General features: G+C 52.8%; 20 protein-coding genes. 13 read left to right on the forward strand and 7 right to left on the reverse strand.

Annotated elements, in window-relative coordinates:
* The 3 genes from amrA to MPRO_RS16425 all read left to right on the forward strand — a co-directional run bounded on the left by amrA (position 1) and on the right by MPRO_RS16425 (position 2,200).
* Positions 1-570, forward strand: a complete 570-nt coding sequence (amrA, locus tag MPRO_RS16415; RefSeq protein ID WP_158651842.1) for an AmmeMemoRadiSam system protein A — start codon at positions 1-3, stop codon at positions 568-570.
* A gap of 690 nt (positions 571-1,260) precedes the next feature.
* Positions 1,261-1,608 carry a cupin domain-containing protein gene (locus tag MPRO_RS16420; RefSeq protein ID WP_082708880.1) on the forward strand — a complete coding sequence of 116 codons (348 nt, stop codon included), beginning with the start codon at positions 1,261-1,263 and terminating at the stop codon, positions 1,606-1,608.
* An 85-nt stretch (positions 1,609-1,693) separates the two neighbouring features.
* A complete protein-coding gene (locus MPRO_RS16425) occupies positions 1,694-2,200 on the forward strand; it encodes an O-acetyl-ADP-ribose deacetylase (protein ID WP_067295184.1) in 507 nt (168 codons plus the stop codon).
* A gap of 97 nt (positions 2,201-2,297) precedes the next feature.
* Here the strand turns inward: MPRO_RS16425 and MPRO_RS16430 are convergent, their stop codons facing one another.
* A complete protein-coding gene (locus MPRO_RS16430) occupies positions 2,298-2,732 on the reverse strand; it encodes an Hsp20 family protein (RefSeq protein WP_067295186.1) in 435 nt (144 codons plus the stop codon).
* 206 nt (positions 2,733-2,938) lie between these two features.
* Entirely contained in the window at positions 2,939-3,373 is a 435-nt protein-coding gene (locus MPRO_RS16435) for an immunity protein Imm33 domain-containing protein (protein ID WP_067295189.1), read from the reverse strand.
* A gap of 646 nt (positions 3,374-4,019) precedes the next feature.
* Here MPRO_RS16435 and MPRO_RS16440 point away from each other — a divergent pair.
* The gene (locus MPRO_RS16440) at positions 4,020-5,177 is read left to right on the forward strand and encodes a PDDEXK family nuclease (RefSeq protein WP_067295192.1); all 1,158 of its coding nucleotides are present in this window, start codon (positions 4,020-4,022) and stop codon (positions 5,175-5,177) included.
* A 546-nt stretch (positions 5,178-5,723) separates the two neighbouring features.
* Positions 5,724-5,999: a hypothetical protein gene (locus tag MPRO_RS25890; RefSeq protein WP_158651843.1), complete on the forward strand. Its 276-nt coding sequence runs from the start codon at positions 5,724-5,726 to the stop codon at positions 5,997-5,999.
* A gap of 572 nt (positions 6,000-6,571) precedes the next feature.
* Here the strand turns inward: MPRO_RS25890 and MPRO_RS16445 are convergent.
* A complete protein-coding gene (locus tag MPRO_RS16445; RefSeq protein ID WP_067295195.1) occupies positions 6,572-7,489 on the reverse strand; it encodes a DMT family transporter in 918 nt (305 codons plus the stop codon).
* A 220-nt stretch (positions 7,490-7,709) separates the two neighbouring features.
* Between MPRO_RS16445 and ada the strand changes: the two genes are divergently transcribed.
* Positions 7,710-8,774 carry a bifunctional DNA-binding transcriptional regulator/O6-methylguanine-DNA methyltransferase Ada gene (ada, locus tag MPRO_RS16450; protein ID WP_067295198.1) on the forward strand — a complete coding sequence of 355 codons (1,065 nt, stop codon included), beginning with the start codon at positions 7,710-7,712 and terminating at the stop codon, positions 8,772-8,774.
* A 106-nt stretch (positions 8,775-8,880) separates the two neighbouring features.
* Here the strand turns inward: ada and MPRO_RS16455 are convergent, their stop codons facing one another.
* Positions 8,881-9,528 (reverse strand): phosphatase PAP2 family protein, encoded by a 648-nt coding sequence (locus MPRO_RS16455; RefSeq protein WP_158651844.1) that lies wholly within the window; start codon positions 9,526-9,528, stop codon positions 8,881-8,883.
* Between the two features lie 812 nt (positions 9,529-10,340).
* Here MPRO_RS16455 and MPRO_RS16460 point away from each other — a divergent pair.
* The 7 genes from MPRO_RS16460 to MPRO_RS16495 all read left to right on the forward strand — a co-directional run bounded on the left by MPRO_RS16460 (position 10,341) and on the right by MPRO_RS16495 (position 17,269).
* A complete protein-coding gene (locus tag MPRO_RS16460) occupies positions 10,341-11,021 on the forward strand; it encodes a response regulator transcription factor (RefSeq protein ID WP_067295204.1) in 681 nt (226 codons plus the stop codon).
* Positions 11,014-12,255: a sensor histidine kinase gene (locus MPRO_RS16470; RefSeq protein WP_082708882.1), complete on the forward strand. Its 1,242-nt coding sequence runs from the start codon at positions 11,014-11,016 to the stop codon at positions 12,253-12,255. Before MPRO_RS16460 ends, MPRO_RS16470 begins: the two co-directional genes overlap by 8 nt.
* Before the next feature lie 842 nt (positions 12,256-13,097).
* A complete protein-coding gene (locus tag MPRO_RS16475) occupies positions 13,098-13,511 on the forward strand; it encodes a PepSY domain-containing protein (RefSeq protein ID WP_067295213.1) in 414 nt (137 codons plus the stop codon).
* 482 nt (positions 13,512-13,993) lie between these two features.
* A complete protein-coding gene (locus tag MPRO_RS16485) occupies positions 13,994-14,653 on the forward strand; it encodes a response regulator transcription factor (protein WP_067295218.1) in 660 nt (219 codons plus the stop codon).
* Positions 14,650-15,978: a sensor histidine kinase gene (locus MPRO_RS16490; RefSeq protein ID WP_158651845.1), complete on the forward strand. Its 1,329-nt coding sequence runs from the start codon at positions 14,650-14,652 to the stop codon at positions 15,976-15,978. The genes MPRO_RS16485 and MPRO_RS16490 overlap by 4 nt, the downstream gene beginning before the upstream one ends.
* 354 nt (positions 15,979-16,332) lie before the next feature.
* On the forward strand, positions 16,333-16,587 hold the full coding sequence (locus MPRO_RS25895; protein WP_158651846.1) for a hypothetical protein: 255 nt from the start codon (positions 16,333-16,335) through the stop codon (positions 16,585-16,587).
* Entirely contained in the window at positions 16,556-17,269 is a 714-nt protein-coding gene (locus tag MPRO_RS16495) for a DUF1003 domain-containing protein (protein ID WP_216821320.1), read from the forward strand. The genes MPRO_RS25895 and MPRO_RS16495 overlap by 32 nt, the downstream gene beginning before the upstream one ends.
* A gap of 239 nt (positions 17,270-17,508) precedes the next feature.
* Here the strand turns inward: MPRO_RS16495 and mprF are convergent, their stop codons facing one another.
* From mprF to MPRO_RS16510, 3 genes are all read right to left on the reverse strand, one after another.
* Positions 17,509-20,172: a bifunctional lysylphosphatidylglycerol flippase/synthetase MprF gene (mprF, locus tag MPRO_RS16500; RefSeq protein WP_067295227.1), complete on the reverse strand. Its 2,664-nt coding sequence runs from the start codon at positions 20,170-20,172 to the stop codon at positions 17,509-17,511.
* Between the two features lie 372 nt (positions 20,173-20,544).
* Positions 20,545-23,142, reverse strand: coding sequence for a bifunctional aconitate hydratase 2/2-methylisocitrate dehydratase (acnB, locus tag MPRO_RS16505; RefSeq protein ID WP_067295270.1), 2,598 nt, complete (start codon positions 23,140-23,142; stop codon positions 20,545-20,547).
* Between the two features lie 459 nt (positions 23,143-23,601).
* Positions 23,602-24,729, reverse strand: coding sequence for a pyridoxal-phosphate-dependent aminotransferase family protein (locus MPRO_RS16510; protein ID WP_067295230.1), 1,128 nt, complete (start codon positions 24,727-24,729; stop codon positions 23,602-23,604).
* Positions 24,730-24,804: the final 75 nt, after the last annotated feature.

Raw genomic sequence — 24,804 nt, forward strand, 5'->3', positions numbered from 1 at the left:
TTGCTTGACGTTGCCTGGGAAGTCATCGAACGGGGTGTGGTGACTGGCGAATTGTGGCTGCCAGACCTTGAGCAGGCTCCAGCGCTACTGCAAACATCGGGCGCCAGCTTTGTCACGCTTTATACCCGAGCAAGTCAGATGACAGGCAGGAGTGACAGGCGGGCGCTTCGTGGCTGTATGGGTTCGCTGCAGAGCGACAGGGCGCTGCTGCAGGATGTGGCCCAGAATGCCTTTAACAGTGCCCTTCGCGATATGCGCTTTGCGCCTGTGCTGCAGCGCGAGCTTGGCGGCATTGAACTGGAGCTTTCGCTCTTGTCGCCGCTGGAGCCGCTGCAGTTTCACGACGAGGCTGATTTGCTGCGCCAGATTATCGCCGGTGTGGATGGGCTGGTGATTGAAGCTGACGGCCATCATGCAACCTTCCTGCCTTCGGTGTGGCAGCAGTTGCCAGGCGTAGACAAGTTTTGGGCTCAGCTCAAGCGCAAGGCGGGACTGAAGGCGGATTTCTGGAGCCCGCAGCTGCGCTGCTGGCGCTATCAGGTGCTGAAGATAACCGGGGCTGATTGTTAGCAGCCTGTTCGACAATACTCAACCTGATGCGAACCACCTTTCGCCTGTCGGCGACATACTTTCTTTGCTCGTGCAAAGATAGTATGCAAAGAAAGCACGCCACGATGAAGCCTATTCGCTGCGCTCTGAGGCCATTCGGCGGGCTACGCTGAAGGTACATCCATGTACTTCATCGCAGGCGCAACAGTCCCTGTTGCGCCCCTTCGGGCCAATTCGCCGCATGACCTCAGTGCTCGCCGGCTTCATAAGGGGGAGTGGGCCGCTCTGATATCATTGATGCTGGGTTGCCATCATACCGGGCCGTCGGCGGGTAGGATGGGTGAGGTGCGCATTGCACAAGGCTTGTCATTGATCAAAGCCCAGGGCGCGCCTTAACCCATCGTCGGTCGAAGTGGGTGGCATGGTGATGCCAGTGTTCGCCGGCATATGGCCATGGAAGGCCGGTAGTCAGAAAATGCAGGAGCAATTTTCTGTATATGGCCATGGATGGCTGGTAGTCAGAAAATGCAGGAGCAATTTTTTGCTCATAAGGAGAATTAAGAGCCGCCCTGATGCTCCTGTGAAATGGTGCAGGGGTCGGATGAAAAGGACAGGGCGGCAATTACCGCGTTGCCGGTGCGGCGGTTCGCCGCCATGTTTCATTGATTGCATAACGACGATAATTGCGACGTGCTGATAAAGGAGGCTGGGTTGAAGTCTGGCAACGTTGTTAATCTGCTGCAGGGCCTTGCGCCGGCAGGGTCTGAGGAAGTGTTCGAGAGCCTGGTGCAGCGGCCAGGCTTTCGGCTGGAGCGCATTCTGTCCTGGGGGCAGGTGACTCCAGAGGATGAATGGTACGATCAGGCCGAGGACGAGTGGGTGCTATTGCTCACAGGTGCAGCCAGGCTGCTTGTAGAAGGGCAGGAGGCGCTTGCACTGGTGCCGGGCGATACAGTGCTGCTGCCGGCGCACTGTCGGCATCGCGTTATCTGGACCGATCCTGCGCAGGTGACGGTCTGGCTGGCACTGCATTTCCCATCAGAAGGGTCGCCTGAGTAGCAGGGTATTTGCGGGGAGGCCGTCTGCCATGCATGGGCGTCGACTTGGCCGGTTTGACAGGAGAATGTGACAGGAGGGTGAAAGGATGGAATCACGAATAGAGGTTTTTGAAGGCGATATTACCCGCCTTGACGTCGATGTGGTGGTAAATGCTGCCAATGAATCCATGCTCGGGGGTGGCGGTGTCGACGGTGCCATCCATAGCGCCGCAGGGCCTGGGTTGCTCAGTCACTGTCGTACCCTGGGGGGCTGTAAAACGGGCCAGGCCAAGCTGACGCCGGGCTTTGATCTGTCCGCCGGCTGGATTGTGCATACGGTGGGGCCTGTTTGGCGCGGCGGCGAACAGGGCGAGGCGCAGTTACTGCAAAGCTGCTATCGCACTGTGTTTGAGTGCGTGCAAGGGCTGGATATCGAGTCGATCGCGTTTCCGGCCATTAGCTGTGGTGTCTATGGCTATCCTGCGCCCCAGGCGGTGCAGATTGCGGTAAGGGCAGTGCGAGCCGAGTTGGCAGTGCGGGCGCAGCCACTGCGGGTACTGTTCTGCTGTTTTGATGCGCCCATGGCGGCGCTTTATCGCCAGGCCATGAAGTAAGCGACCGCAGGACGTCGTGCGCGTACGGACCTTAAAAGCAGGCAATGCAAAACCGGGCACTCAGGGTGCCCGGCTGTCTGTGAAGCTTAGAACTGTCCTACGAGGCCATGCTTTCGATCTCGATCAGGCGCGGCTTCATGGCTTCAGGTACTTCGTGTACCAGGTCCACGTGCAACAGACCCTTGTCCATGCTGGCCTTCACGACCCTCACATGGTCGGCGAGCTGGAAGCGGCGCTCAAAATTGCGCGCGGCTATGCCCTGGTAAAGGTATTTGCGCTCGTCGGCGGCATCCTGCTGTTTCTGACCCACGATAATCAATATGTCCTGCTCGCTCTTGATGTTGAGCTCAGAGTTGTCGAACCCGGCAACCGCCATGGTGATGCGGTAGTGGTTCTCGTCCAGCAGTTCAATATTGTAGGGCGGATACGCCGGCTGGCTCTGTTCATTGCGGCTCGCGTTATCCAGCAGGGAGGCGAGGCGATCAAAGCCAATGGCGGAACGGTACAGGGGGGAAAGGTCAAAATCTCTCATGGTCATATCCTCGTTGAGCAATATGTTAGGTTCCCGCAGTCTGCGGGCTGGCAAAACGCGAACCTTCATCGAAGCGATCGCGTCTGCTTACCTATATGAGGATGACCAGAAGTATTTCAAGCGCGCCAAATGCAGAATTTTCTAGAGGCACTGGGCGAGGAGTGTTCTGCTCTCGGTCGTATCGCAGGCAGAGCAGAGGCGTGGTTTCAGCTATTGAACTGTTCCGGGTCGTTGGTGATGGTGACATCAACGCTGGGGCTTGGGATGCGAAAATCGTACACGCGCTCCCAGTCGGACCCAGGCTGGCGCTCCCATACGGTGCCGGCATTGAACGCCAGCTTTTCCTCAAGGCTGTCATCCATGCCGTAGAGCTTTTCCAACGGTACGGGCGTCATGTTGACGACGTCGTCCTGCAGGTAGGCTTCGTCTTCATAACCACTGAACAGGCGCCAGCCGGTATCGTTGAGGTGCTCCGGAACGCTCTTGTACATAAAACGTACGGGCAGTTTCTCCTCAAAAATCATGCGGGATACCAGCGCCAGAAAGCCGCTCTTGGTCTGGCCAGTTTCAGTGCTGCCAGCATCGTCGCTACGGGCGTTGCTGCTGTTGCTGCTGCTGTCGGGAGTAGTCGCGTCGCTCATGGGGGCCTCCGGTAAAAATGCTGACGCATTATACAGTGAATACGCACTTGAATGCAGGCAAGTGGCCGGGTCGTTGTGGCAAGGCTGTGATTTTCAGTGACCAGTCGGCTCCCGACAGCCTGGTATCAGTGCAGGAGGGGCAGCCGTCGCCGCACATGGTGCGTAAAAGAGAGCGCAAGCCCGTCGTTACGTTGAAAAGCTGCACGGACGCGGGAGTATCCCGCTAAGAGGCTGAGTATCCGCAAGACTACCGAGCGGCTCCATCAGCCGAAGATCGCTTGGTGCCCATAGCGGACATTGCCTGCGAGTACTCTCTGTGCATAACTCACCCTCAATTACTGTGCGTTTATACAGTGTATTAGGCGCCATTCGGCCTTATGGCGCGTTTTGCAGCATTCATGTGCTCAATTCTGGCTGGTATTAGGAACAAAAATGATCCAATATCAATGAATTATGGATTGGGGCCTGTTGGATACTGCGCACGGCCCAGCACGCATACACGCATGCTCGTTTTCAACGGAGGAAAATGGCTGTGGTACCTCAAATATCTCTCATATTCAGTCGATTAGCCTCTCTTGACGACGTCGTGGTCTGCGCATAAACGCGCATGCGCAGTATTAAAATGTTAGAGCGCTAGGAGAGATATGTGGCTACCGCATCTCGCACTGTTAACCCCTTACATTTCGAGGACCTTGAGCCGCGAAGGTTTGAGGACTTAGTTCGCCAACTTCTCTACGATTTTCGGGACTGGCGCGCACTTGAAGCGACAGGGCGATCTGGATCGGATGATGGATTCGATGCGAGGGGATGGGAAGTCATAAATCACCAACTTCTAGAGCACGAAGACGAAGAGGATCTAGACCAGAATGCCGTGCCATCGTATAAGGACCGTATTTGGCTGATTCAGTGCAAGCGGGAGAGAGTTATCACTCCGAAGAAACTAGTTGGTTATCTTGAAGATATAAGCAAGGACGAACTTTCTAACCTACATGGATTGGTGTTCGTAGCTGCTTGCGATTTCAGCAAAAAATCACATGACGAATTCCGGAAATGGTGCGTCACGGCAGGTCTAGAAGAATTCCAACTTTGGGGTAAGGCCGCGCTCGAAGATTTTCTTTTTCAGCCCCGGCAAGATCACTTATTGTTTGGCTATTTTGGAATTTCTCTACAAATACGCAAGCGATCTCTAAAATCGTCACTGCGCGCGAGGCTCGCCACAAAGCGACAAGTAATCAGACTCATCGGTGGAGTTCAAGGTCGAAGCCGCAACCCTATCTTGCTTCGCGATGCTGAGGCAACTCAGTATCCATATTCAGGTGAAATAGCCGATGTCCATAAGCGGCCTTTGTGGGCTGTTTACTATTTTCTCGGTCATTATGAAAGCGGCATCAAAATCTTGATTCGCTCCCATTTGGCTTATGTGAAAGACGGTGCTAATGAATGGGATGCGATGGAGAAGCTCAGGACGAACCAACATTGTGATGACCCCTGGGCCAAAGAGGTTGATCGGGACCTAGACGCAAAGGTGCGTGCTATTTGGGAAAAGGTTCCCAAGGAAAATCAGGCGTTTCTAGAAGTGGTGGGTTTGGTGCCTTACGACCAGATATTGGCAATCGACGAAGCAGGAGATGAATGTTGTAATCATCCGCACGTCTATCTGCAATGCAGTGAAGAATCTGGATTATTTGGTGGTGGTGCCTACGCTGTTGTAAGAACGGCGCATTCCTATTCGGAGTATGAGTATGAAGCTGAGCTTACAAATCAAATTCTGTATTTCCCCCAAAAATACCGTAGCAGGGGGTAATAAATGGGGTCAGAATAGATTTATTAAGAAAAACATATTTTGCCCCCAATTGTGCTTCTGGCCAGATCGGATCATAATCCCGGTGCTCGTCGGCTGATAAAACATTGAAAGTCGTTCGTTTCGCTCACTGGGACCTCAAAAGCTACGCTTTTTCGGCCCTTTAATGTGGCGTTAAGTTTCACTAGTTATCGAGTGAGGTCGTATGACAAAGAAAGTTGAAAGGTTCCCATTCGATAATAAGAGCCGCCAAAGGTTGAACCTCAGGAAAGGAATAGTGCCATGCCAAGTATCAAGTAGGTGGCTCCAATTTCCAGAAAATAGCTACTCATGTTCAAGTGGCGATTACATCACTCTCAATGTTATGACATCCACGCTTACAGATGATTTAGAAGAGCGCGAATCGAAGATTTGTGAGATAGTCCTTTTAAGAGAAGACATTGAAACTATGTTGGCAGCATGCAAAACAAAAACTTAACAAACGCGTCAATTAGGGCGCTCGCAAACTCGCGCCTATTACGCTGGCGTTATGTTTAAAAAGGAGGTCAAGTGAATCTATCAGAAGATGTACTGAAAAAGCTAAATCAATGGATAAAATCGGAAACATGGCATAGCGATCATGATCTTGATGCAGAAAGATTTTATGGCTTTATTGATGCTTACGAAAAAGAAAATGGCCCTCATATATCTGACGAGGCGATACTGGCAGAAACAATTGCTATCCAAGGTGGTATCGATACATCCAGTCAGCTCTTTGATGTAATACTAGAGAGAGTCTCATTGATGTATACCATTTTAGATTTTGTAAAGTTCACACATAGATAAGTGCAAAAACATAATCGGGTAGCCGAGGGTTTCTAGCCCTCAGCCCCCCACAACACCCTGCATGCGAGCCCGGAATTTCGGGGACAGTATACCTATTTCCCAGCTCATCAATGTCCGCTTTGTGCCGTTAGCGGCCTTCACGATTGCTTCGACTGGTAGTAGGTCTCCGGAGCAATTCCAGATGCTTAAAGTAACCACACGGGTCCCGTTAGGGCAGGTAATCGCTCCTGCATTGCCTGCATACCGGCCATCCATGGCCGTATGCCGGCGAGTACTGAAGTGCATTTTTCGATCAGGCCAGGCAGGGGCGAGGCATGGATGCCGAGCCGCAGATTCGGCACAAGGATGTGCCGTCAGCTGCGCCCGGAAAATCGGTCCAGCGCGCAGTGAAAAGGCTTCATTGGGGCGCATTCTTCAAGGTAAAAAGTCTTGCTTACTTAACTTCGGCCGTTCGAAGAAAAGTGAGTCGCCGGGAGGCGAAAGCGAGATTGTCCGACAATAATAACGCTTCAATAATTCGACAATTTTGAAAGACGGATCTCCAGGGCTTTTTACTGTCCGCCTCAGGGAACTTAAGCGCTCGCATGTTTTAATCTTCGCCAAATGCGTCCGTCTATAGCGGATAAGCCCAGTGCAATGAGCGCCATCCCCACAAAATGGACAACGTCCAATGTCTCGTTCAGAAATAGTGAACCCAGCAATATTGCCGAGACAGGCACCAGTAATGTGACCAGCAGCAGGTTGGTTGCCCCTGTCGATTCCAATATTTTGAAATAGAGCACATAGGCAATAGCAGTGGAGAGCACAGCAAGCCCAATAATGGCGGCCCATGTTCCCAGGCTGGACGCAGTAATATCGAGGGGCCCGTCTGCCACTAGGGTGATGGGCGTCAATACGAATGCCGATGCAGTGACCTGGCCCGCTGCCGTTATGATGGGGTTTATCGCCATTATTTTAAATCGACGGCCATATACGCCGGCAAATGCATAAGACACAGCCGCTGCAATGATGGCAACCTGCGCCAGCAAGCTATCACCGAGAGCGGGCAGGCCGATCATCACAACAACGCCGAGAAAACCGACTGCCACACCCGCAAGCTTCAATGACGTTGCACGCTCGTCTGCAAGCAGCACTCCGGCGACAATAACGGTGAATATGGGGGTCGCAGCGTTAAGAATCGATGCCAGCCCGGATGCGATTTGAGTTTGGCCCCAGACTATAAGAGTAAATGGGATGACATTATTCAGCAGTCCCATTCCCAGAAAAGCCAGCCAAATCCTCAGGCTTTTTGGCGGGCACAGTCCCATCATCAGAGCCATACTCCACAATGCTATGGCGGCCAGTCCTACCCTGAGCGTAACAACGGTCAATGGAGGCAAGTCGGCAACAGCAACACCCACAAAGAAAAATGAGCCCCCCCAGAGTACGGACAATATGGTAAGCATTGCCCATTCACGCAGGCCCATTGAGGTGTTTATCGCTGAACTCATAGTGAGTAGCACTCTCGCGTTAATTCATTTTGGAATCAGCTTAGCGATAGCCCGAAACATAAACCATCCGATTCTTGCGCCTCAATTTATTTATCCATAATCAGCTATTTTGATCACGAGGAGTTGGCAAGAATGAAAATTATGCAGCAAAAAACGGATGGTAGCCGCAATAGAAATACGGTTACATAGGTGGTAACAACCTTTAGGTACAGGTAATTCCATGTCCATGCCCTCTGAAGAGGAAATGCAAGCAGCCATCGCTGCAAGGGACCAATCCCTTGATGGGCATTTTTTTTATGGAGTTATCACGACGGGCGTTTTCTGCCAGCCATCGTGCTCTGCTCGGGCTGCCAGGCCCGAGAACCTGAGGTTTTTTTCAAGTATTGAAGCCGCCATGCTGGCTGGCTTCAGACCCTGCAAGCGCTGCCAGCCTGCTGATGGCGTAGCACGAGTTGAGCGGCTGGTAACGGTTGCCCGCTATATCGAAGATCATGCTGCTGAGCGAATGACGCTTGCGAGCTTGGCTGCTATAGCCGAGTTGTCTCCCTCCAGGCTGCAACGAATCTTCAAAGCAGCATTTGGTGTTTCACCCAAAGCCTATCAAGACGCTGTTCGAATGCGACACTTTAAGCAATCGTTGAAGGAAGGTGAGGGGGTGACTGACGCAATTTTTGCATCAGGTTTTGGCTCCCTTAGCCGCGTCTACGGCGAGGCTAGCCGTAATATAGGCATGACCCCCAAAGCATACCGGGCAGGAGGCGCTGGTGAGATGATCACCTACGCTTGTCGCAACACGGCTCTTGGACTAATGGCGATGGCCGCTACAGATAAAGGTGTGTGTTTCGTACACTTTGGCGATGATGAAGAGTCACTGATCGCAAAGCTGAAAGATGAGTTTCCCAGTGCCGAGCTGAGTGTTTCACCTGCTCAGGCAGCACCTGAGCTTGATGCCTGGATGCAAGCGCTGGAACAGCATATCAGCCAAGGCGCTCCCAGGCCTGACTTGCCACTTGATATGCGAGGTACCGCTTTTCAAATGAAAGTATGGCAATTTCTGTTGAGCATTAGAGAGGGTGATGTGCTCAGTTACACTGAGTTGGCCGCGCACATCGACAAGCCAAGGGCGGTTCGGGCAGTGGCATCGGCATGTGCCAAAAACCGTATAGGCGTGCTGATTCCTTGCCATCGAGTCCTAAGAGGGGACGGAAGTCTGGGTGGATACCGCTGGGGACTGGAGCGCAAACGAGCATTATTAGACGCGGAAAGGGAGCGACGGACGCGATAGCAACAGCAGATGCGTTGCAGCAGTGGGCGGGCCGGGGTTGAAAGCGCTAAAGGGCATAGTGACAGCGCGCTCGCTTCAGCGTGCTGCCGGCCGCGTCAACCATGAATTAGACATTATCTATGACGAGCACATTTTTATTTATGGGCTTTTTTATAAAAAATGCGTCCGCACAGAAAACTATGATATTAACGATCAACCAAGCCAGCATCATGCTGATAATGGTATGGCTTAAAAAATGATGGCCTGCCAACATTTTATAGCCTCCCATAAGCCAGCCTGTGGTTAAACTTAAGGCTAGGGCTTGTTTACGCTGCCTGGCAGAGGTAGCCAGAAAGAATAGTGATAATAGTGCGAAACCACCACTGGCGTGACCAGCGGGAAAGCAGCGTTGATTCTTGGCAGGCTTTTCTCCCTCAGGGTAGGGTTTTAAAACAGGGGTGTACGGAATTTTTCCACCATATTCTGTTAGTGAAGAGGGGCAAGCTACATTACTGATACCTTTGATGGTAGAAGCAACGGAAGGAACAATTATTAACGATAAAAACACAATAAATAGACCGGCTATGTTATTTTTAATCCATATATTTTTCCTAAGAAAAATCAATGACAAAAGCAATAGTATCTCAAAAGACTTTAGTAGCAGTTTAATGCCGTCATAAAAAATAAAATGGGAAATACTGTTTTTTTCAATTGATACTGTCCAATGATTTTCATCAAAATTGTACAGGAAGTTTTGTACCCAAATATCAATCATTGAAAAATCGAACAATGTAAAAGTTATTATAATAACAATTAGGATGCAAAATATATTTTTTATTGATGTCATCAGTTTATTAACTCAACTGGCGTTATGTCCCTTTTGGATTCAAGTGCAGTATTCAAGTAGAAACGTGGGGTTGAAATAGAGTGTGAGAGCGAGTGTAAATTGTCTACAATATTGTCAAGCGATAAATTTATATCCTTCAGCATGGTTCTCTTTGAAAAATCAGCATCGAGGGCAACCCTCGTCCAGCATAAGGCCGCCACGTCTATTTGGGTGCCAGGAACGAAACTATAAGGAAAACCACGTAGATCGGTACCTTTTCCCACCAATGACTCGCTGTGATCATTCATATAGAGATAGAGCATTAATAGTGCTATATCTGTGCAGGCAGAGTCCGGGAATCATAGTAACTTCTGTCTCAAATATATATTAAAAAGTGCAAGTATTTTTTCGTGAGTTTACTATACTTGAGTGCAAGTTAAGCGGGTGTTAAAAAAATGTTAAGAAAGTGTTATATTGGTAAAATTTTTAATGGCAGGACAAGAGTGAGAAGGTCGGTGCATGTTTATAGTAAACATGGCGGACCATGTAAGAAGCAGAGATGCGTCATCATTGGCCGCAAGCCAATACTAACACCATCTTGTTGCTCCCAAGGAGGTCCGCAGCCCATAGGCTACGGTCATTATTTTAGGCAGAAAAGTTCTGGCATGACGGATTAATAGTCAAGAAAACTATTTTTCCGACGAGCTAATAGTAGTCGAAGTTGGTACTTAACGTTTTTGTGAGGTTAAAAAGGATATCTCGTGAAAATACTAATTGTTGAAGATAATAAAGATATTGTGGCTAATCTTTACGATTACTTTGAGCCTTTAGGTTATTCACTGGATAGTGCCTATAGCGGTCCTGGTGGTCTCTCATTAGCGGCAACGGGTAATTACGATGTTATTATTTTGGATGTTATGCTGCCAGGAATAGATGGCGTACAGGTATGCTTTAAACTGAGGCAAGAATTAAAAATAAAAACACCTGTTCTAATGCTAACAGCGAGAGACAGTATCGAGGATAAAGTACTCGGTTTGGAGCAAGGTGCAGATGATTATGTTATTAAGCCATTCTCATTGATAGAGTTGGATGCCAGGCTTAAGGCGTTGGTGCGCAGGGCCTCTGACTCACATATAGAAGATACCCTGACGTTAGGTTCACTGGTGTTCAATCAAAAAACTTTAGCACTTTCTCGGGAAGGCGTTCCCCTGGTTATAAAGCCGATAGGTTATAAGATTTTAAGCCTTTTAATGAAAGAATCGCCTGCTATAGTTACTCGAACTCAGCTTGAACAAGCTGCCTGGGGAAACAACCCACCTGATAGCGATGCTTTACGCACCCATATACATACGCTTAGGCAAGTTTTGGATAAGTCTTTTGAAAAGTCTATGCTAAAAACTATACAGGGTATTGGATATCGCATGGTTAATCCTGATGAATAAGTCGCTATCATTAAAAACAAGGTTGACCGTTTCGTACCTTTTATTATCTGTTTTAATTTGCAGTATTTTTATAGCTGTTTTCTATTTTTCTGAATCATATATAGAAGAAAAACTCATTTATCCTAGATTGTCTTCCTCGTTGGATTACGTTATTGAAATTCGAGAAAATAATGCTCAAATCAGCACACCACCAGGAATGGGATTCTATCACGGCGAAAATATACCAGAAATATTCGGTTCAAGTGAGCCAAGACCTTACCTTCAAGAAGTTTCGCTTGGAGGAAAAGAAATATTATTTGTTATTAAAATGCATAATGGAGAAAAATTTGTTGCATTTGAAAAGATATCGGATTTTGAATATATTGAAATGATTATCGCAGTCGTCCTTCTTTTTGCTTCAGTTTTAAGTGTTTTTTCTGCAGTATTATTTAGTAAGTTTTCGACTATGCAAGTCATCTCGCCATTGAAAGTTCTTGCAAACGAAGTGGAATCAAATATTGAAAAATCTCGCTTTAGCATACAGTCAGAAGATGAAATTGGTTTCCTTGCACGAGCAATTGAAGAGCGCGATGAGAAATTGCAATCTTTTCTGAATAGAGAGCGACTGTTTAGCGGTGACGTCAGTCATGAATTAAGAACGCCGCTTACCATTATTTTGGGAGCTTCCGAAATACTTTTGTTGCATTTAGGCGATAATCCGAAATTAACAGCAGTGGCAAATCGCATAAGGTTAACAGCAGCTGCGACATCAAATCAGGTTTCTGCTCTGTTATTACTGTCACGATCACCTGAAAAACTAATATTAGTCGATGTTGATTTACGGGCTTTAATTAACCAGGGAATAGAGTCTTATAAGGGCCTGGTTAATGCGGGCGCAGTGGAGATTAAATTTTTCTGTGATGGCGATATCTATATTTCTACACATGCAGAACTTGCTAACATGCTGTTTGGTAATTTACTCCGGAATGCATTTCAGCATACGGATAAAGGTGAAGTTTCCATCAAAATTAGTCAGCGTAGTGTTATTATAGAGGATACTGGCTGTGGTATACCTAGCGACATTCACCCTCTGTTATTTAACCGACATATTCAGGGCAGCAGCAAAGACCTGCAAACAGGTTTTGGTTTTGGCTTAAGTATTGTCAAACGCATAGCTGATCACCTTAACTGGTCGGTGGCGTTTGAACCCTCCAAGAGTCAAGGAAGCCGCTTTATAATTATTTTTGAGCCTTAATGCTGCTGTATTACAGCCATTTAGCCATAAAGATTCTGTTTTCCTGCGTTGTCTTAAAAGACAGATCATTGGTTCCAGCCCGCCTGGCATCAAGCTGGCTTCGCGGTAACTGTGGCCGCTGCGGTACTGATGCTTGGTCTCTGTTTCAATGACCGTACAGGCAACTTTTCCATCCTTGCCACTATAGGCGCCCGGCCGAATCTGGGGCCTTACGGTGGTCCGATGGCGCGCTGGTCGTGTTTTTTTTGAGGGGGCGTGCTGGGGCTATTCTCAGGCGGAATTTACGCCTGGGTGTTGGTGATGCTGCTGACAGGGGTCTTGGACCCGCCGCCAGAGTGAGTGGTCGTAGCTGGGCTCTATGTCTATGCTGTGCTGGATCTAGTCGCGGTTTCGGTCCTTGCTGCGGTCAGATCTACCCGCGCCCGGTCGCGATTTGATGCTGTCGAGGTACTGCGTGACCTATGACAGAAAATTTCCGTTAGACCCAAGGGTTACATTAGACGCTAATCGCGCGGAAGCGGCTGATATCGTTGGTGTTGCTGGAGAGTCGGACGAAATCCATGTGGTTCTCTGATTCCAACTGTAGCCACCAGGGCGCTTGCGACTCCGATAGACATTGATAGGAGGATCGGGGTCAGTCAGGCATGAATAGTGCCTTCCATCAAATCTTATCGATGATAGCTCGAACCAGTTTCGACCGGATATTTGTAGTTGTATATCGGAAGTTGCCATTTTTTCTCGGCACCCTAAGTTTCAACTAAGGCTGTTACCTCATAGTGCAACTCACGCAATCAAACATTGCGCATAACTCACCTTCGAGTTTTATCATGAGGAAAATAGCCATGAATACATCACGTAAATTTGTTGCAGCTTTGGTTTCAGTGGCCAGCCTGGTCGGCATCGGCTCCTACGCTATTGCTGATGGCAAGAAGGGCAACGATACGATCGCCGTGACACAGGTGCAGATTTCGCAGGAGGAGGCGGTGAGCATTGCGCTGCAGAGCGTCCCGGGCACTGTTCGCGCGACCGAATTCGACAACACAGATAGCGATGACGATAACGAAGCCATGCTTTGGGACATTGAAATTGTTGATAGTGCCGGGCAGGTGTTCGACGTTGAGGTTGATGCCAATACTGGTGATGTGATCAGTCAGAAGGCTGATGTCGCCGACGACGAAGACGACGCCGACGACGAAGACGACGACGACGACGACGACCAGGAAGGTAGCGAGAACGAGGGTCAGAACGATAAGTGATGGGTGCCTGTCACATAGATATCGCTGTCCCTTTATAGCTGGAGTTAACGCACAGGTTCCGGCCGGAGTTCCGGCCGGAATCAACAGAAAACAGGAATGTACATACAATGCACACTCAAATGAATATTGAAGATGTCGAGGTTACTGAGACAGCCCGGAAAAGGGCTGAAATTTCGAATAGACCGTCTCTGCGCACGCTGATGTTAGGCGTACTGTCGATGGGTCTCGGGCTTATGGTGGTCATTGCCGGATTTGTAATGGGGCTTACATTCATGCTCATCATCCTCGGTCTGATGCCAATTGCCCTTCTCTGGTTCTGGTACGCGAGCAGACATTCAGCGCCGACAGAGAGTGCGGTGGCATCAGCAACGCAGGAGCACGATGCGAGTACCCACTCAAGGTCGAGCGACACAGGCGCGCCAGGTAGCATGTCAACTGGGCCCCAGGCAGGGATGCACTGTAATGCAGGTCCGGAGCGCTAGGTGCGCGTTTTACTGGTCGAGGACGACGCACTCATCGGCGGGGCCATTCGTGAAGCCCTGAGCGATGCGTCCATGTCGGTGGATTGGGTGCAGGATGGCCAGGCCGCGCTGGCGGCTGCATCGGATGATGTGCACGCTCTGGTGTTGCTGGATATTGGTTTGCCAAAACAGGACGGACTGTCGGTACTGAAAGCGTTACGCCACAAGCGTGCTTCTATCCCTGTGATCATCATTACAGCACGCGATGCACTGGAGGATCGAATAGCGGGGCTTGATCTCGGCGCGGACGATTATCTCGTCAAACCGTTTCCCGTTGATGAGCTGATGGCTCGCATGCGGGCGGTTCTGCGGCGGCATCACGGTTGCGCAACACCAATCCTTGGGAATGACATCATCGAGCTTGATCCGGTCTCGCGTATCGCCAGTCGCAATGGAATTGAGCACAGTTTGTCGGCGCGCGAGTATGCCGTTCTGCATGCGCTGATCTTGCGTCCTGGGCAGATTCTGTCACGCAGCGAACTCGAGGACAGAGTCTATGGCTGGAACGAGGAGGTCGCGAGTAACGCAATCGAATTTCTGATTCATGCGATACGCAAGAAGCTGGGTCAGGATGCGATCAAGAATGTCAGAGGTTTGGGGTGGATGGTGCCAAAGTCGTGAAAAGAACTGTGCGAGTAACCTCTCTTCGGCAGGCGTTGACTCGCACCATTGCCTTTACATCCATAGGCATGATCATGGTTGCGGCTCTGTTTTCAGGCGTTATAGCGTTTATTGAAGCACAAGAGCGTCAGGACGCTCTGTTGGTTTCAATCGCTGAACTTGTTCAATCCGGTCAACTGGTCGACAGTGGACAACTCGGTGATGACGTGGGTGAAGAGACCCTGGTTATTCGCCAATTCTCATCAAGTCCTCATAATCGGCAAGTGGAGGCTCTGAGTCGTTTGCCGCCTGGGGTACATACACACAAAATCGCCGACCATTTCTGGCGTTTGAGCATACAGAACCACGTCGCTTCGGGCTCGCGTTTCATGGTCGCTCAGCAAACGGATATTCGTAACGAAAGTGCCATTACGGGTGCCCTGTACGGTTTCGTACCCGCTGCCATGCTGGTGATGGCCATGCTTGTCATCGTCAACATCGTGGTTCGACGTCAGTTTCGCCGGCTTGATGTGCTGGCCGAGAAACTGGATACCGAGGTAGGCAGCAGCCCGCAGGACATCGATGAGGTGGAAGCGCCTGATGAAGTCCGGCCTTTTCTGGCAGCCATCGTTCGATTATTGGCGCGTAATGCGGAAGTGCTGCGCCGACAGCGACGTTTCATCGCTGATGCAGCCCATGAACTGCGGTCTCCAATTGCCGCACTGGTTCTGCAATCTGACAATATGAAAAAGGCGGTCAATGAGGTTGATGCACGTCAGCGACACGACAGACTCGGAGAAAGCATCGCCCGCCTACAGCGTCTGGTCACACAGTTGCTGGACCTGGCCCGTCTACAGGACAGGACTGCGCATGCGTTGGTACCCGTCGATTGGCGGGATGTGATTCGCGATGTTGTCACCGATCGGATCGATGCTGCCGATGCCCGGGAAATCGACCTGGGCGTATCCGAAGTAGCTAGCGCTCGCGTGAACGATGACGCAGAGGGGTTGTCGCGGCTGCTGGGTAATGCGATTGACAATGCGTTGCGCCACACACCGCCCGGCGGGCGAATAGACATACGACTGACAACAGAGAATGGCGTGTCCTATCTTACGGTTGACGATTCGGGTCCCGGTATTCCCGAGGCGGATCTGGAAGGGGTGTTCGAGCCATTTAATCGGGGGACCCTGACGAGCAGCGAGGGCAGCATGACGGGGACTGGGCTGGGCTTGAGCATCTGTCGCGAGATTGCGGCACGGCTCGGTGGGGAGGTGAGCCTCAGCAATCGGCACAGCGGTGGTCTTAGATTCCTTTATAGTCAGCCTCTAGCGACCAAAGTATCCTAGGCCAACCTAATCTCGTCCCTTAAACCACGAACCCGGGGGGAGGGCATTTGTCCGTGCCAAAGTGTCCCGACTGGCCCGCTTTTAGCTCCGAAAGCGGGTCTTTTTTAAAAAAGAGGCTGCAAGGTCGATGGGTTGATTGCCTTACAAGGAGAGACCGCAGGAAAATTCCAATGTAAGGCTGAGGCGGTCAGCAGCCTGTCGGCCACAGCGGCGTTCGCCACAGAGCGCTATAGTCCGGGTGGTGTGATGTTCGCTTTCCCCTGGTTTGGCGTATCGTTAGAGCCTCTTGCCCAGACACTAGGCCCGTTCACTTGAGTCTGGAATGAGCCCCTTGCCCCGAGGCAGGTACAGATCATGTACATCGACAGTTTCGCGGTGATCCACACCCTACCGCCTACAATGATCAAGAGCTACAGCATCGGATGCAGGGTCGTCACGTGCATCGTCAACACGAGCCGGGAGACGATGAGAGTGCCCATCAGGAACGACGGCGCAGAGGCGATTATGGACTTGCTGATTTTTCTGATCGATCGAAAAACGAACAACCAGAACTTCATGGCCCGAGGAGAAGATGGCAGTGAGCGAGTGCAACGACTTACCGACATCTGAGCAGACACGCGCCTGTGCGGTGTGCGGGCAGCGTTTCCCGCGCGCCGAACTCCGCCCCTGGATCTCGGTACGCCCGCAGGTGTCGGCGCTGATTGCGGTGGACCTGCCAGCCTGGAGTGACGGTGACGACATTTGCGTAGGTGACCTTGCGACCTACCGTCGACGCCACGTAGAGGCGCTGCTCGCGGCAGAGCGGGGGGAGCTCAGCTCGCTCGATCATGAGGTGCTGCAGAGTCTCGAGGCTGGCGCGCTTATCACCCTGAGCCCGGATGCTGTGGACGAGGGCATGACATTCGGCGAGCGGATGTCTGATCGCGTGGCGAGCTTCGGTGGCTCCTGGACGTTCATTCTCTCCTTTCTCGCTGTGCTGATGATCTGGATGGCGCTGAATGTGAGTGCCTTGTTGTTCAAGGCGTTCGACCCCTATCCGTTCATCCTGCTTAACCTCGTTCTCTCCTGCGTTGCGGCTCTTCAGGCGCCGATCATAATGATGAGCCAGCGGCGGCAGGAATCGAAGGATCGGCTGCGGGCAGAGAACGATTATCGAGTGAACCTCAAGGCCGAGCTCGAGATCCGGCTTTTGCACGATAAGATCGATCACCAGCTTTCGCACCAGTGGCAGCGACTCGCCGAGCTGCACGAGATCCAGATTGAGCTCCTCGAGGAGCGCGGCCGTCGATGATATTGCAAGCTGGAACGCTTGCAAGGCGACAGCAGATGAACTGCCCATAGTACCGAGGCTTAACGACAGTTGATTAACAGGGATGACGATAATCTACGGCACCGGCAAGCGTATTTCTTCGGCTACCGGAGGGATCCTGAGACTCTTGGCCGCCGGCATCGCTATCCAAGTGCAATCAGCAGTATCGCTGTGACTGGGATCAATCATCGAAGAAAAACCTTATAGCCCCGCATCCCTGTTTACCCTGCTTTGGGCGCGTCAGCTGCTGGCGGGGGCTCTGTAATTCGGTGGTTGGACGTTGTACCGCTTGCCTGTGTACTTTTGAATAGCGCACCCCCCAGGCCACCGCTCACCAGCGCATTGACATCGGCGGCAACCAGCACGGGATCAACGCCACCCCAGGTGGCCAGATAATGAGGCCGCCATTGGGGCGAAAACTTCTCCTTGAACGCCCGCAGCCCTTCAAAGTTGTAGAAGTGGCCGCCGAAGCGGGCGATGGCAAGGCCAAGGTGATCCCACAAGCGCTTGTTGCGCGAACTGGCCAGGCCGATCAGCGGCGCCAAGCCGAGCGAGAATTCCTGATAGCTCTGGGCTTTGAGTTCCAGCATCAAGGACAGAAACAAAAATTCCATGGTTCCCGGCGGCGAGTCGTTTCTATGTCGCATCAAGTCAATGGTTGCACGGACGCGGGTGGCCGTCTGAAACAGGTTCGCAAAGGCTTGGATTCGTCCTTCGTGAGTGACAGTCGCGATCGGGAATCGTTGCAGGTATTCGCGGTCGAACCGTCCCAGAGAGAACGACTTTTCACGTGCGTTGCGCGTTGATAGCCACTCATCGGAGATCACAGCGAGTTCGTCGAGTACCTCAGTTGAATGCGGCGGGAGCCTGATCGCGAAAGTCAGCCCATAGCGTGTCGCACGGCTGAAAGTCTGTCGTAATCGCTTGCGTGAGGCGCCCTCGAGTGAGAGTGTCTCCAGCGGCACGACGGCCTCTTCGCCAAGCTTGCTCAATGAAAAGCCGAGATCAATGTAGCGCGTAAGCATATCCGGGCCTACCTGATAGAAACACGGCCGGTAATTATGCAAATCACCCAGGTCGATGAATTGATTGATCAGACCCTGGAATGCGGCGGCGTTGCCAATTGGATCGCCCAGTGCAATAAGGCTGCGACCGCGTGGCGCGTACATGATGAACGCATCCTCGTTCTCCGACATCAAGACGTATTTGTCTCCCGTGAAGACGAAGCAGGCGTCTGCATCGTCCTGTTGGTCAATAATTTTTGCAACCTGAGCGCGGTCGAAGGGGGCGGTTCTGACGGGCGCGCTGCGAGCGGGGCGAAGTGCCAGCACCAGTAGCACGAAGAGGGCGGTGAACAAGCCGGTACCGTACAGCCGAAGAGAGCGTGAGAGTTGCTGATCGGCGGCAAACTGCCACCAGCGCTCGTGGTTATAGGCGGTGTCATCGTGCGCGAAGTTAATCAACAGAAAGGCGCTGAGCACGAGACCGCCGACCAGCAGCACCCACTCAGCCGAGAGTATATTGGTGGTCAGTTTCGACGAACGATAGAATTCGGAACGAGAAAGCCACAGTAAGGTAACAGCAAATACCATGAATACCAGCAGGTCGATGTCTACGCGCTGGTAGGCAAGTGTCAATATGCCGAACAGCATCATGCCAAACACTATCCAGAACGCCCCCCGGATGCGACGTCTGAGTCCATTGGACAGGACAATCAAGGCGCCACCGACCACGCCCATGATCACGTTCGATACTTCGAAGAAATTCGAGGTGATCAGTGGCAGAATTTCCTCCATGACATCGGCAGGAATCGGCAAAATTCCATTCAGTAGCAGCGCAGCACCGGTCAGAAATACCAGCGCCGAGAGTCCGAGTAACAGTGCAGGTTTCATGTCATCGAACAATGACAGCACAGGTAAGAACAGCGCCGAACGTCGAGCAGTGTCGCTGTGTCGAAGCAGGGGCCCGGACAGGCTCAGGATTACCAGAGCCACTACAAAGGGCAGGAGGTAATAGATGGCACGATAGGCGAGCACGGCCGCAGCGACGCCTGGAACCTGGTCGGTACTCTGGGCAACACCTGCGATGATCACACTGTCGAACACGCCTATACCACTGGGCACATGACTGATAACACCCGCCACCGCTGCGGCGGAAAATACAGCGATGAAGGTCGAATAGGGGAGGCTTGAATCTGCTGGCAACAGTACATAGAGCGCAAGTCCGGCGAGGGCAATGTCGCCGACGGAAAACCCAAGTTGCGCGAGCAGCTCGGCAGGCTGTGGCAATCGGATCTTATAGCGACCGATGCCGATGGCGCGTCCACGGACCGAAGCCCAGGCCAGTGTCACGACCAGTGCAACGAGTAACAGGACGCTGAACGTGCGCACTGCCGCGGGCGACAGGCTGACCACGGCGCTCAGCGCGGCCGGGTGATAAACAAGTGCGGCAAGACCGACAATGGTGACACCGGTGCCGAATGAGATAGCACAGATTGTGGAGACGACAGCGATGTCCCTGGCATCCAATCCGAGGCCCTGATAGAAACGATGACGCACCGCACCACCTGACAGAACGGCAAGCCCCACTGTATTGCCGAGGGCGTAGGCGGTGAACGAGCCAAAGCCCAGTACGATCGGTGGAGCACTCTTGCCAATGTAACGCAGCGCCGACCAGTCATAGCCGACGAGGACGGCGTAGCCCAGAAAGGTTGCCCCCATCGCGACGATCAGCGTGGCGCGGGGGATGGCCGACAGTTGATTGAACACGGCGTGGATATCAACATCGAGCAGCAGTGCACGAACTGCGACAACACCCAGCGCGAAGACGACGAAAGCGAGGAGGCTGCCACTGTGTGTCTTTAGAATATGCTTGATAGGTTTCATTGTGATCCTGCGATGGGAGCCTCGTCGTCGACGACCAAGGCGTTCGTGTTCAGGCAATGTCCGCTGATAGCGGGATTAGTCACTGTATCGACTGTATCAGGTGAGTTTCCTAGAGCAAAGAGGTGCCTGATGACCCATAAAACTCAGCCATTTTTAGCCGCCGGCGGGGCATTGGCGGTGTTCTGGCCGCGTGGCAGCCAAGCGTGGGCAATAGGACGCGCAGATCAAATCGGCTATTGAACTGGCAGCAGAATTTAACAGTGGCGCTGGCGGGCAATGCTGGCAAGCCAGGATTGCGGACATAAAAAAACCCTGCCGAGGCAGGGTTTTTATCAGCTATAAACCTATCAGGTTAGTCGCTGGTTGTGCTGATCAGGCTTCGACGGTCGCAATCACGCTGGACGCGGATTTGACGTACTTGTCCATCTCATGGAAGTTCAGGTAGCGGTAAATATCAGCAGACATGCTGTTGATACGCTGCGCGTACTCCATGTACTCATCAACGCTTGGCAGCTTGCCCATAACCGCTGCGATGGACGCCAGCTCTGCCGATGCCAGGTAGACATTGGCGCCGTTGCCCAGGCGGTTGGGGAAGTTACGAGTGGAGGTAGAGACTACCGTGGAGGCGTCTGCCACACGTGCCTGGTTACCCATGCACAGGGAGCAGCCCGGAGTTTCAATACGGGCGCCCGCGCGGCCGAAGATGTTGTAGTAACCTTCTTCGGTCAGCTGAGCGGCATCCATTTTGGTCGGCGGTGCAATCCACATGCGGGTTGGCAGGGACTGACCTGCGCTTTCCAGCAGCTTGCCGGCGGCACGGAAGTGACCAATGTTGGTCATGCAGGAGCCAACGAAGACTTCGTCGATCTTCTGACCGGCCACTTCAGACAGCAGGCGGGCATCGTCCGGATCGTTAGGTGCACACAGGATGGGCTCCTTGATCTCGGCCAGATCGATTTCGATGATTTCTGCGTATTCGGCGTCGGCATCGGCACGCATCTGGCTTGGGTTGGCGAGCCATTCTTCCATTGCCTTGATACGACGGGAGATGGTGCGCACGTCACCGTAGCCTTCGGAGATCATCCACTTGAGCATGACAACGTTGGACTGCAGGTACTGGGCAACAGACGCATCAGACAGGGTGATGGTGCAGCCGGCAGCAGAACGTTCTGCAGAGGCGTCGGACAGCTCGAAGGCCTGCTCGACGGTCAGATCTTCCAGACCTTCGATTTCCAGTACACGACCGGAGAAGGCGTTGATCTTGCCCGCTTTGGCCACGGTCAGCAGACCCTGCTTGATACCGTAGTAAGGAATGGCGTGAACCAGATCGCGCAGAGTGATGCCCGGCTGCATTTCGCCTTTGAAGCGCACCAGAATCGATTCAGGCATATCCAGCGGCATAACACCGGTGGCAGCAGCGAAGGCTACCAGGCCGGAGCCGGCCGGGAAGGAAATGCCCATCGGGAAACGGGTGTGGGAGTCACCACCGGTGCCGACGGTATCCGGCAGCAGCATGCGGTTCAGCCAGGAGTGGATAACACCATCGCCCGGACGTAGGGAAACACCGCCGCGGTTCATGATGAAGTCCGGCAGGGTGTGGTGGGTGTTGACGTCAATCGGCTTGGGGTAAGCCGAGGTGTGACAGAACGACTGCATGGTCAGATCGGCGGAGAAGCCCAGGCATGCCAGGTCTTTCAGCTCGTCACGGGTCATGGGGCCAGTGGTGTCCTGGGAGCCGACGGTGGTCATCTTGGGTTCGCAGTACATGCCAGGGCGCACGCCGTCGAGGTTGCAGGCCTTGCCAACCATCTTCTGCGCCAGGGTGTAACCCTTGTTGCTGTCAGCGGGCTGTTCCGGCTTGCGGAACAGGTCGGCCGGCGCCAGACCCAGTGCCTGACGGGCACGGTCAGTCAGACCACGACCGATGATCAGCGGAATACGGCCGCCTGCGCGTACTTCGTCCAGCAGGACCTGAGTCTTGAGGCCGAAACGACCCAGTTCTTCGCCCGTTTCGTGGTTTTTGACGACGCCTTCATAGGGATAAACGTCGATCACGTCGCCCATGTTCAGCTTGTCGACAGGCATTTCGATCGGCAGAGCGCCGGCATCTTCCATGGTGTTGTAGAAGATAGGGGCAATCTTGTTGCCGAAGCAGTAGCCGCCCGCGCGCTTGTTCGGCACGTGGGGGATGTCGTCACCGAAGAACCAGAGTACGGAGTTGGTGGCGGACTTGCGCGAAGAACCGGTACCGACCACATCGCCAACGTAGGCGACGGGGAAGCCCTTGGCCTTGACAGCGTCGATCTGGGGCAGCGGGCCGGTCTCGCCCTGCTTGACAGGTTCGATGCCTTCGCGGGCCATCTTCAGCATGGCATTGGCATGCAGTGGGATGTCCGGGCGCGACCAGGCATCCGGTGCCGGAGACAGGTCATCGGTGTTGGTTTCGCCGGTCACCTTGAATACGGCGACGGTGATTTTCTCAGCGACTTCAGGCTTGCTGGTGAACCATTCGCCGTCAGCCCAGGACTGCAGTACCTGCTTGGCAAATACGTTGCCAGCTTCGGCTTTGTCCTGCACATCGTGGAATGCATCAAACATCAGCAGGGTGTGGGACAGCGCCTTGGCAGCAGTAGCGCCCAGAGCTTCGTTGTCCAGGCAGGCGATCAGCGGCTGGATGTTGTAGCCGCCGAGCATGGTGCCCAGCAGTTCGGTTGCCTTGGTCGCGTCGATCAGCGGAGAAGAGGCTTCTCCGGTGGTGATGGCGGCCAGGAAGCCTGCTTTAACATAAGCAGCCTGGTCAACACCTGCGGGAACACGGTCGCTGAGCAGTGCCAGCAGTGTTTCTTCTTCACCGGCAGGGGGGGCTTTTAGCAGTTCAATCAGGGCTGCGGTCTGTTCCGGATCCAGGGGCTTCGGCGGAATGCCTTCCTGGGCGCGTTCTTCTACATGTTTGCGATATGCTTCAAGCACGATATAGCCCTCATCAGTTGTCGCTTCTGCCAAGACCATTAATTAGTACGTCTGGTAATGCGGCCTTGGCGGTGTGTCGACTCGCTTTCGATTGTTCATTGGCGGGCGCTATTTTAACGCAATGCGCATCCCAAGTTAAGATGTGTCGACAATCTGAGGTCTGCGACCAAGGCCGTATAAGCATGCTAAAAATAGGCTTATTAATAGATATATCATATAGTTATATATGACTTCTAACAGTCTATGTTAAACATTTAGCCTGCCTATAGTGGGTCTCGCCTGAGATCATATCAATGACTTAGCGCTGACTGTGCCGAGCTTTCAGTACACAGGTCGGGTCTATATGGCGACTGTGACAGGAAGATGATGGGGTAGATGCCGGGTTTACTGGCGCTGATTGAGTCCCGCAGTGCCCACTTTTATATGAGTGAGCTCTGCGGGGGCAAGCACAAAAGGCCGTTACAACACCTGGTTTAGCGCCTGCTCCAGAGTGGCAACGGTGCCTTCGGGGTTGTGCAGTTTGTCCAGTCCAAAGAGGCCGAGACGGAAGGTCTGGAAGTCTTCGGGCTCATCACACATCAGCGGTACGCCGGCGGCGATTTGCAAACCTTCTGCAAGGAATTTGCTGCCGGTCTGGATGCCTTTGTCCCGGGTATAACTGACAACAACGCCGGGTGCCTGAAAGCCTGGTGCTGCGACACTGGCAAAGCCCTTGCGTTCGAGCAGGGCGCGTACCCGCAAACCCAGTTCGATCTGTTCCTCGCGCACATCGGCAAAGCCATAGTCACGGGTTTCCTGCATCACATCGCGCAGGCGGGTCAGGGCGTCTGTCGGCATGGTAGCGTGGTAGGCATGGGCGCCGCCTTCGTAGGCTTCCATGATCTGCAGCCATTTGCGCAGATCGCAGGCAAAGCTGGTGCTGCTGGTGTTTTCGATATGACCGCGAGCGGCTTCACTCAGCATCACCATGGCGCAGCAGGGCGATCCGCTCCAGCCTTTTTGCGGCGCGCTGATCAGGACATCAACGCCTGTGACCTGCATGTCGAGCCAGAGGGTGCCGGAGGCGATGCAGTCGATCACCAGCAGGCCGCCAACTTCGTGCACGGCATCGGCCAGGGCGCGAATATAGTGATCGGGCAGAAGCATGCCGGAGGAAGTCTCGACGTGGGGCGCAAACACCAGGGCGGGCTTCTCGGCCTGAATGGCCGCGACCACCTCATCAATGGGCGCCGGTGCAAAGGCTGACTCTGGCGCTGTATCAGTGCGTCGGGCCTTGAATACCAGTGATTCTGAAGGGATATCACCCATCTCGAAGATCTGGGTCCAGCGATAACTGAACCAGCCATTGCGCACCACCAGACATTTCTGGCCAGTGGCGAACTGACGTGCCACCGCTTCCATGCCAAAGGTGCCGCTGCCTGGAACAATAATCGCCGAGTGGGCGTTGTAGACTTCTTTCAGGGTGCTTGATATGTCTTGCATTACGCCCTGGAAGGAACGCGACATATGGTTCAGTGACCGGTCGGTATAGACCACCGAGTATTCGAGCAATCCGTCTGGATCAACATCGGGCAAAAGTCCGGGCATGCTTTTCTCCTTAAAAGTAACTGCGTTCACAGGCTCGACTGTGCATCTGGCTGAGTGCCTTGCTGTGAGACTTTA

It is taken from the genome of Marinobacterium profundum (genome assembly GCF_001528745.1).
Classification (GTDB): Bacteria; Pseudomonadota; Gammaproteobacteria; order Pseudomonadales; family Balneatricaceae; genus Marinobacterium_A; species Marinobacterium_A profundum.

Coding starts and splice junctions, on each gene's coding strand:
- MPRO_RS16455 (WP_158651844.1), bottom strand. CDS start 9,528: ATGATTGATATTTGGGTACAAAACTTCCTGTACAATTTTGATGAAAAT.
- MPRO_RS16425 (WP_067295184.1), top strand. CDS start 1,694: ATGGAATCACGAATAGAGGTTTTTGAAGGCGATATTACCCGCCTTGAC.
- MPRO_RS16445 (WP_067295195.1), bottom strand. CDS start 7,489: ATGAGTTCAGCGATAAACACCTCAATGGGCCTGCGTGAATGGGCAATG.
- ada (WP_067295198.1), top strand. CDS start 7,710: ATGTCCATGCCCTCTGAAGAGGAAATGCAAGCAGCCATCGCTGCAAGG.
- mprF (WP_067295227.1), bottom strand. CDS start 20,172: ATGAAACCTATCAAGCATATTCTAAAGACACACAGTGGCAGCCTCCTC.
- MPRO_RS16435 (WP_067295189.1), bottom strand. CDS start 3,373: ATGAGCGACGCGACTACTCCCGACAGCAGCAGCAACAGCAGCAACGCC.
- MPRO_RS16470 (WP_082708882.1), top strand. CDS start 11,014: ATGAATAAGTCGCTATCATTAAAAACAAGGTTGACCGTTTCGTACCTT.
- MPRO_RS16475 (WP_067295213.1), top strand. CDS start 13,098: ATGAATACATCACGTAAATTTGTTGCAGCTTTGGTTTCAGTGGCCAGC.
- MPRO_RS16510 (WP_067295230.1), bottom strand. CDS start 24,729: ATGCCCGGACTTTTGCCCGATGTTGATCCAGACGGATTGCTCGAATAC.
- MPRO_RS25895 (WP_158651846.1), top strand. CDS start 16,333: ATGTACATCGACAGTTTCGCGGTGATCCACACCCTACCGCCTACAATG.
- MPRO_RS16430 (WP_067295186.1), bottom strand. CDS start 2,732: ATGAGAGATTTTGACCTTTCCCCCCTGTACCGTTCCGCCATTGGCTTT.